The 11,454-nt window shown below is 30.6% G+C and carries 13 protein-coding genes; 4 read left to right on the top strand and 9 right to left on the bottom strand.

Annotation, left to right across the window (positions count from 1 at the left end):
* The 4 genes from G324_RS07360 to G324_RS0105500 form a co-directional block, all read left to right on the top strand.
* On the top strand, positions 1 to 642 hold a 642-nt coding region (locus G324_RS07360; RefSeq protein WP_035357497.1), incomplete at its 5' end, for an FMN-binding protein.
* Position 643: 1 nt separating this feature from the next.
* Positions 644 to 1,300 carry an Rnf-Nqr domain containing protein gene (locus G324_RS0105510; protein WP_051457539.1) on the top strand — a complete coding sequence of 219 codons (657 nt, stop codon included), beginning with the start codon at positions 644 to 646 and terminating at the stop codon, positions 1,298 to 1,300.
* An 11-nt stretch (positions 1,301 to 1,311) separates the two neighbouring features.
* Positions 1,312 to 1,896 (top strand): Rnf-Nqr domain containing protein, encoded by a 585-nt coding sequence (locus G324_RS0105505; RefSeq protein WP_025725391.1) that lies wholly within the window; start codon positions 1,312 to 1,314, stop codon positions 1,894 to 1,896.
* A 9-nt stretch (positions 1,897 to 1,905) separates the two neighbouring features.
* Positions 1,906 to 2,982 (top strand): NADH:ubiquinone reductase (Na(+)-transporting) subunit F, encoded by a 1,077-nt coding sequence (locus tag G324_RS0105500; RefSeq protein ID WP_025725390.1) that lies wholly within the window; start codon positions 1,906 to 1,908, stop codon positions 2,980 to 2,982.
* 84 nt (positions 2,983 to 3,066) lie between these two features.
* Here G324_RS0105500 and G324_RS0105495 read toward each other — a convergent pair whose 3' ends face one another.
* From G324_RS0105495 to G324_RS0105455, 9 genes are read right to left on the bottom strand one after another with little or no spacing between them, the layout of a single operon-like run.
* Positions 3,067 to 3,705, bottom strand: coding sequence for a V-type ATP synthase subunit D (locus tag G324_RS0105495; RefSeq protein ID WP_162146940.1), 639 nt, complete (start codon positions 3,703 to 3,705; stop codon positions 3,067 to 3,069).
* Positions 3,706 to 3,709: 4 nt separating this feature from the next.
* Complete coding sequence (locus G324_RS0105490) at positions 3,710 to 5,089, bottom strand: V-type ATP synthase subunit B (RefSeq protein ID WP_025725388.1); 1,380 nt, start codon at positions 5,087 to 5,089, stop codon at positions 3,710 to 3,712.
* Complete coding sequence (locus G324_RS0105485; RefSeq protein WP_025725387.1) at positions 5,079 to 6,854, bottom strand: V-type ATP synthase subunit A; 1,776 nt, start codon at positions 6,852 to 6,854, stop codon at positions 5,079 to 5,081. Before G324_RS0105485 ends, G324_RS0105490 begins: the two co-directional genes overlap by 11 nt.
* Positions 6,855 to 6,866: 12 nt before the next feature.
* Positions 6,867 to 7,172 (bottom strand): V-type ATP synthase subunit F, encoded by a 306-nt coding sequence (locus G324_RS0105480; RefSeq protein ID WP_025725386.1) that lies wholly within the window; start codon positions 7,170 to 7,172, stop codon positions 6,867 to 6,869.
* Positions 7,173 to 7,177: 5 nt separating this feature from the next.
* The gene (locus G324_RS0105475; protein ID WP_025725385.1) at positions 7,178 to 8,101 is read right to left on the bottom strand and encodes a V-type ATPase subunit; all 924 of its coding nucleotides are present in this window, start codon (positions 8,099 to 8,101) and stop codon (positions 7,178 to 7,180) included.
* 2 nt (positions 8,102 to 8,103) lie between these two features.
* Complete coding sequence (locus G324_RS0105470; RefSeq protein WP_025725384.1) at positions 8,104 to 8,709, bottom strand: V-type ATP synthase subunit E family protein; 606 nt, start codon at positions 8,707 to 8,709, stop codon at positions 8,104 to 8,106.
* A 17-nt stretch (positions 8,710 to 8,726) separates the two neighbouring features.
* On the bottom strand, positions 8,727 to 9,215 hold the full coding sequence (locus tag G324_RS0105465; RefSeq protein WP_210994117.1) for a V-type ATP synthase subunit K: 489 nt from the start codon (positions 9,213 to 9,215) through the stop codon (positions 8,727 to 8,729).
* A gap of 1 nt (position 9,216) precedes the next feature.
* Positions 9,217 to 11,133: a V-type ATP synthase subunit I gene (locus G324_RS0105460; protein WP_025725382.1), complete on the bottom strand. Its 1,917-nt coding sequence runs from the start codon at positions 11,131 to 11,133 to the stop codon at positions 9,217 to 9,219.
* Positions 11,130 to 11,438, bottom strand: a complete 309-nt coding sequence (locus tag G324_RS0105455) for a hypothetical protein (RefSeq protein WP_162146939.1) — start codon at positions 11,436 to 11,438, stop codon at positions 11,130 to 11,132. Before G324_RS0105455 ends, G324_RS0105460 begins: the two co-directional genes overlap by 4 nt.
* Between the last annotated feature and the right edge of the window lie 16 nt (positions 11,439 to 11,454).

Genomic DNA, 11,454 nt, shown 5'->3' with positions numbered 1-11,454 from the left:
ACCACATTCTTTGATGGTTATGTTGGTAAGAAATTTGCACCAACAATTAGTTTTGTTGCTGAACCTACTACTGATTCAGAAATATTAGATGGTTACGGTGGTGCGACAACCACTAAAGGTGCAATGCTTAATATCTTAAATACCACAGTTAAATCTTATTATGATACTTTTGTTGGAACTTCATTAACACAAAAAGCATTATTAAACAATAATTCAGTAGTATTTACTGATGAAAACTATGAATCGGTCTTTACTTCAACATTTGACTTAACAACAGATGGTGATTTAACACTTTATACTAATAAAACAAATCAAAATGTAAGCTTCTTATTTGAAACAACTGGATTTGTAGGAATAATTAAAGGAGCAATTACACTTCAACCTGACTTTGAAACCATTGTAGGGATTTCAGTTTATGAACAATCTGAAAGATGGGGCGCAAAAATCCAAACTGACGAAACATTCTTTGATGTGTATATTGGTAAGAAATTTGCACCATCAATTAGTTTTGTTGCAACACCTACAACGGATACTGAAGTATTAGATGGTTATAGTGGTGCAACAACTACTAAAGCAGCAATGTTAAACATTTTAAATCAAACAGTTGCAGCATACAAATTAAGTTTCAAGGAGGTAGCATAATATGAATCAACAACAAGATATTAAAAAGCCAAGTTCTTGGTTAAGACTACAATACAAGAAATGGTTCATTATTCTTAAAAATGGTATTTCTGATGAAAATCCAATTGCTGTTACTGTCTTAGGTATATGTTCTGCTCTTGCTGTTACTAATAGAGTAGAAAATGCAATCGTTATGGGTATTGGTGTTACATTTGTTATTATGGCATCTTCAATGCTAGTATCACTACTTCGTAACATGATTCCTTCAAAGGTACGTATGGTAGCATATATGGTTATTATTTCTGTATTTACAATTGTTGTCCAAATGTTTCTACAAGCATTTTTACCAGTTGTTGCAGCAAACCTTGGTGCTTATACAGGTCTGATTATTACAAACTGTATTGTTATGGGTCGTGCTGAAGCTTTTGCTATTAAAAATCCAGTAAAATATACAATTATTGACGGGTTTGCAAACGGTATGGGATACACACTAGTTTTAATTGCTGTTGCAGCAGTTCGTGAACCACTTGCATTTGGAACATTCCTAAATTATCCTCTACCTGGATTTGATAATTGGATAAACTGGAATGTTATGGCATTAGCACCAGGTGGATTCTTTGTTCTTACACTATTTGCATGGCTTATTCGTGTATGGACAAAAAAATATGAGGATAACTAAGGAGAAAATATATGGAATTAATTGAATTATTATTAGCATCTATCTTATCAAATAATATGGCATTGATTTTCATCTTAGGTATGTGTTCTTTAATTGCAGTTTCAACATCAATTAAAAACTCTGTTAACATGGGGGTTGCTGTCATTATTGTAGTTACGGTAACAGCTATGATCAACTGGCCTATATATGAACTATTAAAAGCAACCGGTACAGAACAATTAGCACTGCTTGTATTTATCATTATAATTGCAGCTTTTGTTCAATTTTTAGAAATGTTCTTGGCAAAATACTTTCCAAAAATATATGATGCATTTGGAATATTCTTACCGCTTATTACAGTAAACTGTATTGTCTTATCTGTTTCATTATTCTTTCAACAAAGAGACTATAACTTCATTCAAACAACTGTATTTGGGTTTGGATCTGGAGTTGGTTGGACACTTGCTATGATATTACTTGCTGGTGTCAGACAAAAAATGTATCGAGTTTCAAATATACCAAAGGGCTTACGTGGACGCGCAATCGCATTCTTAATTCTAGGTATATTAGCACTTGCCTTTATCGGATTTACCGGTATTGGTAGAGTATCATTTTAGGAGGAACTTATGAATCCAATATTTACACCAATAATATTAATAGGCGTTTTAATTGTTGTAACATTAATCGTTATATTGATTGATAAATTATTAGGCGGTGGTGGTGAAAGTACCATTACAGTTAATAAAGATAATGTTATTTCAGTTTCAGGAAGAGATACTGCCTTAAATGCATTAACAGCCAATAAAATATTTTTACCATCTTCTTGTGGTGGTAAAGCTACATGTGGTACATGTAAATTTAGATTAGTAGATTGGCATGAAGCACCTAAACCAACCGAATTACCATTCTTAAATAAAACTGAAATTGAAGAAGGTGTTAGACTTTCATGTCAAGTTACCGTAACAGGTGATATGAGTATAGAAGTACCACCTTCAGTATTAAATGTAAAACCATTTTATGGTAAGGTTGTTGAAGTTGAACAACTTACTCACGATATTCGTCGTGTGAAGTTTGAAATGAATGAAGACTTTCCATTTAAACCTGGTCAGTACCTACAAATTGAGGTACCTGGCATTGAAACATCTAGAGCATACTCAATTGCATCTGACCCAAAAGATTTAAGACATCCTGAAGTAATTATTCGTTTAGTTCCTGGAGGTGTTGCAACATCATTTGTACATAAAGCGATGATGGTAGGAGATAAATTAAAAATCACCGGACCATTTGGTGACTTCTTCTTACAAGAAACATCTAATCGACCAATTATTATGATTGCAGGTGGCTCAGGAAAAGCACCTATACGATCAATTATTTATAAATTAATAGATCAAGAGATGCCAAGAAAAGCAACATACTTCTTTGGTGCTAGAACTAAAAAAGATTTATATTATACAAAAGAATTTAAAGATATTGAAAAAATGTATCCAAACTTTAGATATATACCGGCATTATCAACCCCACTTCCAGAGGATGATTGGGATTTAGATATCGGTCTGATTACCGAAGTTGTAGCAAGACATACAGATGATTTATCTGGTCACGAAGCATATTTATGTGGTTCCCCAGGTATGATTGATGCTTGTATTAAGGTATTAAAAGATAAAGGTATGCCAGAAGAACATATTTATTTTGATAAATTCTAATTATGAGAGTAAGTGCTTAGGTACTTACTCTTTTTTGATGCATAAATAAAAAAAAATCACTACAGTTAAGTAGTGATTTTTACTTCAGTCATTTTTTGTTAGTTTCTTTAAGATTAAATCTTTAGATTTCATAATTCGAATTGTATTACTTAATTCTGCTTCATTAATCTTCATTCGTACAACTTTAATATCATCAATTATTTCTGGAATTAAAATATGCTCAATTGCATTAACACGACGCTTAGTTTTTTCAATTTCTCTAATTAATATGCGTATACGTTTATCCATAGCAGCAAGTGCAATTAAATCATTTAAATTACTTGCAAGTGTAACAACTACTTCATCTAGTACGGGATTCGTACCATGAAATGAATAAGTTATTTTAGGATCAACTTTTTGACTTACTTGGATTTCTGGTACTGCTACAGTCATTACAGTACTTTTAGAGTATTTAAGTTCTAAACTAGTTGCAGGAACTAAAAATTTTTCTTTTAATTCTGCTTCATAGTGATATGCTTTTGCATAATCATAAGTATCTAGTGCCTTTAACCACTTTGATTCGACAAGTTGTCTTAATACTTTATAGTTTTCAATCATACTTAAAAATTGGCGCATCATCTCATCTTGTTTATCTTTTAATAAGCGATGTCCTTTCCTTGTTGTAGCTAGTTGATTTTTAAGTCTGGTTAATTCCATTCTTGTCGCATTTGCGATATTTGGCATTTAATTATTCTCCACTTTTGTAATATTGATCAAGTAGTCTATTAGAAATACGTTTTAATTCAGCCCTTGGTAGAATATGTAATAATTTCCAACCTAAGTTTAATGTATCTTCAATTGTACGATTTGATTCATAACCTTGATTTATATATTCTTTTTCAAAACGATCAGCAAAAACAGCATATAGTCTATCAATTTCTGATAAGGCTGATTCACCTAACACAGTAGCAAGTTCTTTAGCTTCTTTACCACGAGCATAGCTTGCAAATAATTGGTTTAGTGTATCTGAGTGATCGTCTCTTGTTTTATCTTTACCAATACCTTTATCCTTAAGTCTTGATAAGGAAGGTAGAACATCAACAGGGGGTTGAATACCTTTTTGATGTAAACTTCTTGATAAGATAACTTGACCTTCTGTAATATATCCTGTTAAGTCCGGAATTGGATGTGTTTTATCATCTTCTGGCATAGTAAGAATTGGTAATTGTGTAATTGAACCTTTCATCCCCTTCACACGACCGGCTCTTTCATATAAAGATGAAAGGTCAGTATACATATAACCAGGATATCCACGACGGCCAGGAACTTCTTTTCTTGCAGCAGAAATTTCTCTTAATGATTCTGCATAGTTAGTAATATCTGTCATAATAATTAATACGTGCATATCCAGTTCATAAGCTAGATATTCAGCTGCTGTAATGGCCATTCTAGGTGTTGCAATACGTTCAACTGCAGGGTCATTTGCTAAGTTTACAAACATTACAGTTCTATCAATTGCACCTGATTTTTTAAATTCTTCTATAAAGAAGTTAGATTCTTCAAAAGTAATACCTATTGCAGCAAAAACGACTGCAAAATTATCACTCGTACCTACAACTTTGGCATTTCTTGCAATCATTGCTGCAAGCTTATTATGTGGTAAACCTGATCCTGAAAATATCGGAAGTTTTTGACCACGAACAAGTGTATTTAGTCCATCAATTGAGGATACTCCGGTTTGTATAAATTCAGATGGATAATCTCTTGCTACCGGGTTTAGTGGTACACCATTAATATCCATTTTCATTTCAGGTATTATTTTACCTTTACCATCTTTAGGCTCTCCCATACCACTAAATACACGGCCTAATATTAAAGGTGATAAATCAAGTTCTAATCCGTGTCCTAAAAAAACTGCTTTGGCATCTTCTATTTTTAAACCTTGACTAGATTCAAATAATTGAACAAGTGCTTTGTCTTTATCAATTTCAAGTACACGGCCATATCTTGTTTCACCATTTGATAGTTTAACTCTAACAGTTTCATCATATTTTACATTTTCAGTGTTCGTTACAAGCATTAAGGGTCCAACAACTTCTTTAATTGTCTTATATTCTTTAATAGCCATTGTTTGACTCCTTTCTTAACTCATCGAACTGATGATTCATTTCGTTTAATATATTTTCATATGTTTTAAGTGCTTGTTTTTCTATTACATACTTAAAGCGTCCAATTTGTTCTTTAATCGTTAAGTTATCAATTGCTTGGAAACTTACATTATCTTGAATAGATAATTCAGCTAAACGATTAAATTCAACAATTAAATCTAGCAATTTAAACTGTTTATCTAGTGAAGTATATGTATCTACACTATCAAATGCGTTTTGATGTAAATAGTCTTCACGAATCATTTGTGCTACTAATAATTTTAAGCGATCACTTGCACCTAATGAATCTACACCTACAAGTCTTACTATTTCTTGTAATGATGCTTCGGTTTGAAGTAGTTCTGATACAAAACTTACATGATTTGTCCAATTTTTATCAACATGGGTGTTAAAGAAATCTCTAATTTGTTCATCATATAATGAATATGATTTTAACCAATCAATTGCAGGGAAGTGTCTTTTATACGCTAAAGATGCACTTAACCCCCAGAATACTTTAACAATTCTTAAGGTTGCTTGTGAAACTGGTTCTGATGTATCTCCTCCTGGAGGGGATACTGCACCGATCGCAGTAATTGCACCAACTCTAGGTTTAGCACCAAGAGTTAAAACAAGTCCTGCACGTTCATAAAACTCTGCAATTCTAGAACCTAAATAAGCTGGATAACCCTCTTCACCAGGCATTTCTTCTAAACGTGAGGACATCTCACGTAAAGCCTCTGCCCAACGTGAAGTTGAATCCGCCATAATTGCTACCTTATAACCCATATCACGGTAATACTCAGCAATTGTTATACCTGTATAAATACTTGCCTCACGTGCTGCAACTGGCATATTTGATGTATTTGCAATTAATACAGTACGCTTCATCAGTGGTTGACCTGTTCTTGGGTCTTTTAACTCAGGAAATTCCATTAATACATCCGTCATTTCATTTCCACGTTCACCACAACCAATATAAACAATAATATCAGCATCTGCCCATTTTGCTAATTGATGTTGTACAACTGTTTTACCTGACCCAAATGGTCCAGGAATTGCTGCAATACCGCCAATTGCAATAGGGAATAATGTGTCAATAACACGTTGTCCTGTAACCATTGGTTGTGTTGGTGCGATCTTATCAGTGTAAGGTCTTTTTCTTCTTACAGGCCATGTTTGTAACATTTGTAGTTTAACTATTTTGTCGTCATTTAAAATTTCGCCTAAAGTTTCTGTAATTGTAAAACTACCTTCATGGATAGCTGTTATTTTACCTTTTTTGCCAAATGGAACCATAATTTTGTGAACTACTGATTCGGATTCTTGAACCTCACCAATAATATCGCCACTAACTACTTCATCTCCAACTTTTACAGTCGGAATAAAATCCCATTTCTTTTCACGGTTTAACTTTGGAATATCTACACCTAAAGGAATACCTTGTCCATATGCCTTATAGATTTCATCAAGTGGTCTTTCGATTCCATCAAAAATCCCACCAATTAAGCCTGGAGCTAATTCAACACTTAATGCTTCATTTGTTAAATAAACGGGCTCACCAGGTCCAATACCAGCAGTTTCTTCATAAACTTGAATGGATGCTAAATCACCTCTAAGTTCTAATACTTCACCGATTAGTCTTTTGTTAGAAACTCTAACAACGTCATAAACTTGTGCAGAACCCATGTTTTTAGCAACAATTAATGGACCGGATACTTTAGTAATAATACCTTGTTTTGTCATTTTAATGCCCCCTTATAAGATTGAAATACCAATTGATTTTTCAATCAAAGTTTTAATTTCTAATAATGTATCTTCATTTTTCTTACCACTTGGTAGTTTTAAAAATATTGGATACATCTGATCTTCATATTTATCTAATAATGTTTGTACATAGTTTTGAGTACAAGCATCATAAATTATGATTTTTGCACCACTATTTGCATAATGTGCTAATTTTTCTTCAACATTTAAAATATTATCATCGAAATACACTTCAATGCCAATACTGCGTAAGATGATAAATGATTCATTTGTACTACATGCTACGATTTCTGGCATTTAATTTACTCCTTTATTTGATAATATTTTTCTTTTAATAGTCTTAACTGTTTACGTTTTAATAACGTAAAATGAATAACTGGTGAAAAACCTACATTATTAAAACTCATATCTTCTAAAAATAAATCCATATATTTATCAAAAGCAATATTAATTGTTGATAGGAAATCTATATTGCTTACATGTTTAAATGCATCAGTAAGATTTGAATCAAAGTGTAATGATAGGTATTTACCAAATTCTTCAATTGAACCATTAAAAAGTTCAATTAGAATATGTTTATCAATCATTCCACCACCTAAAATATTAGATTCAAAGTATTGAAAATCTCTATTACTTTTCTTGGATCGTATTAGTAACATAACATTTAATAAAGTAGTTTCCGTATTTAAGTAATTAATGATTACCTTATCTGTTTTTTTATTCAATTGGTTCATAATATTTTGATGTAAAATCATTATAATTTTATCTGAAATACTTTGTGCATCTAAATTTTTAGTTACATCAATTAAGTTGTTTAAAAACTCAATTTCTTCTAAATCAAGTTGACCAGATATACTGTTTATAATAAAGTTTTCATATCTTAATTCATCAAAGTTTGATAAGTTATCTACTAGTTTTTGATATTTTAAGCCTAAATGATATGACTTCATTAAATTAGATAAAAACAGATGATCAAAGTTTATATATAATACTTTAAATATTAAATGGTCTTTATCAATAAGTGATAATAAAAATTCTTTATGTTTAATTTCTTCTTCAAGCATCATTAAATCTATATTATTTTTCTCTACTCGGCCAATTTCGTGCGTTTTTAAAAGATCTAAAAACTGACGCTTAGATAGATCTTCAAAACTCTTTAAATGACTAGGTGTTAAAAGTTTATCATAAGAAGCACTCATTACACCTTCAATAAATTGGATATCCATTATTAATTTAAAGCCTCATAAATTTCTTTTTCGTATTTATTAACTAGCTTTTCAAGTAAGTTTTCAAGCGAGAAGTTTAAATCAAACATTGGTCCAACCAAGATAAACCCTGATTCTATATCAGCTGGTGTATCACTTAGTTTTAGGTTGTAACCATTACCTAATTTTTTATTTAAGATGTCAGCATCTACCAAATGACCATTTAAAGTAGTAAGTATTCTTTGATATAGCTTATAATCTTTTTTTGATACTTGTATAACTTTATTTTTTTGTATTGTTTCAGATAAGATGGACTTTAAAACATAATTAAAGTAATCTTCATCTTTTAAATTTAGTAACATCGTTTTAACTTCATTAAAGATAGAGTTAATGATGTTTTGTTTAGAAATAGCCACTTCATCACGTAAGTTTCTTACACTTTCTTGATTCGCTTGTTTAATTAAGTCTTGGGCTTTTTCTATTTCTTTTTTAAGTTGTAATTCTAGTTCATTTTTAGCATTTAAAATTAACTTTTCTTTTAAATTATTTGACTCTTCAATTGCACTTTTATTAATTGATTCTACAATGATTTCACCTTTTTTTAGGATTTTTTCCTCGAATTTAGACATTTATTTAAATCCACCTTTTAAGGTAGTTGAGTCCACATTAAAATGGATACTAAAAGTGCTAAAATTGCATAAGTTTCAACAAGTGCGGTCATTGTAATACCTCGTGTTGAAATTTCTGGTCTTTTACCAGTCATTAATATTGATGATGCTGCAATTTTTCCTTGATATATTCCTGAAACTAAACCTACAATTGCAATTGGTAGTGCTGCTGCAAAATATAATTGACCTTGTGTTTCTGTTAATGCTGTAGGATTACCACCTAACCAATTCATTTTAACTAATAATAATACTGCAACTAAAAATCCATAAATACCTTGAGTACCTGGTAATGCTTGTAAAACTAACACTTTACCAAATAGATCTGGTTTTTCACCTAATACTCCTGTTGCTGCTCTACCGGCAATTGAAACACCCATTGCAGAACCCATACCTGCTAAACTTGCTGCTAATGCTGCACCTAAAAGTGCCCATGTTAAACCATCAAAATTCATAAATACAAATGGCATATTAATTAATCTCCTTATTATTTTTATTATTTTCTTTTAAATTGACTTGATAAACATATTTAAGTTGAAGCTGAAGGGGTTCAAATAAATAGCCTCCACCTTCATAAAACTTTCCATAAAACTCTAGGTATTGTAGACGTCCTGCGTGTACATAAGCACTTAACATACCCATAATAAAGTTAAAGATATGTCCTATTAAATATATTACAATACCCAGTAATATACCTAATACTGGAATCGAACCAAGAACCATTGTTCCTAAAAGGTTCATTGTATATGCAATAACAGCTGTAGATAATGCTAGTGCCAATATTCTAGAATAACTTAAGATATCTGAAAGGTAGCTTGTAGCATTATATAAACCTGTAAATGCTGATACAAATTTACCAGCAATCGATTTTTGTTCGCGACCATTTAGTGTAATAATTAATAAAACACCAATACCCATTAATACATAGGATGTATAAAGCAGTATATTTGAAACTAAATCACCAAGAGGTATAAATGTTGCTACTACAAATACTGATAAACCTACTAATATAAATATCCAAGAACCTGCATCACTTAAACCACCCAATAAATCTTTTTGGCGTACACTATTAATGACTTTTAATATCAAACCATGAATAATATGTGCGACCCCTAATATAATAGATACGATTAACATCGGTACAGGGTCATTAATTGGATCTAATATTGGTTTGTAAAATGGTAATGTTAAGCCAAAGAATGAGGCGAAGACAAGTCCTGCAAGTATTGCTGTAATCCCTGTTAGGAAAAATATTTGAACTAAATCTTTCATTGCACCGCGAAGTTTAGCAAATTTTAATGCTAGACCAAATAATACAACCATTACAAGCCCATAACCAATATCACCCATCATAATACCAAATATAATCCAGTACCAAAAGCTCATAGATGGGTTTGGGTCTACCTCTCTTGATGAAGGTGCTGAATACTGATTTGTAATATACTCAAAAGGTTTTACAAACTTATTATTTTTTAATGCTGTTGGTATGAGTTCATCATTTAGTGGTTCTCTAACTTCTATTTCATAATCGATTAGGCGTTCATCAAGCATATGTTTTAAACTATCAACCTGATCACTTCTTACCCATCCTTCTACAAATAATGTTTCTTTTGTATTTTGGAATGTGATAGTTTGTCTATTATCTTTGCTTAATAATTGGTCATGTAAAAGTTTTAAATTACCTAATTCATGACTAATATCTTCAAAATATTTTTTTACTTGTTCAATATTATTTTCTAAATTATTAATTGATTCATTAAAATAATGAATCATTTCAACATTAGATTTTTCATATAATTCATTTGTTTTAGGAATGAACTGATTTGTTTCAAGTAAACTAGTTAATTGATCTTTTTGATCTATATCACAAATAATTGCTAAATAATTAAAGTTATCGTCCGTACTTATTAGTTCAACAAATGCACCAAAACTATCCATTTGACCTTTAAATGATTCAAATTTATCTATTGCTATTTTACCAATTAATATTTTAGTAAAACGTAGTTCATTTAATCTTTTTTCACTGACATTTAAATCTTTATATGGTAAAAGATCTTTATACTTTAGTAAAGAATTCTTTTTTTCATCTTCATAGTTAAATAAGAGGTCTTGCTTTTCAATGATTTCTTGTACTAATAATAAACTATCTTCATTAATTTTTTCAAATGTTAATTTAGATACTGTTTCATTATTTCCCATTGGTTTTTTTATGTACTTTTCAACAATTGAAATAGCTTTTGAAACTTTTATTAAATCTTCTGAAGGATTTACTTGTCTAAAATGTTTTTTATCTGGCATAAAAAGAGCATTTAGCTGTAATTCATTTAAAATAGCTTCTTGATCATCTTCCATAAAAAACAGTTTTACTTTATTCATGGAAACAATCATTTGCTTTGTACCTCGTTTTTAAGTATTTCTAGATACTTAATTTTTACATTTTTATAGTCATTTTCAATTTTCTCATGTAGTTTTTGTCTATCTTTTTGATTATCACTATAAATTTTTTCAACTTCTTTATTAGCATCTTCTTGAATTTTACTTATTTTTTCAAGATATGCTTTTTTAAGTAATTCTATGTCATGAATCGCTTCATGTCTTGCTTTTTCAATCATTGATTGTTTATTTAATTTTGCTGTTTCAATATCTTTTTCAATTTGATTTTCTAAAGCAATAATTCTTTCTAATTTACTCAAATTTCTTCCTCCTATA

Origin of the sequence: Acholeplasma granularum ATCC 19168, from assembly GCF_000526235.1 — a bacterium.
In the GTDB taxonomy this organism is placed as follows: domain Bacteria; phylum Bacillota_I; class Bacilli_A; order Acholeplasmatales; family Acholeplasmataceae; genus Acholeplasma; species Acholeplasma granularum.
The sequence above is the reverse complement of the archived record's forward strand: the minus strand, read 5'-3'. Positions and strand labels throughout refer to the sequence as shown.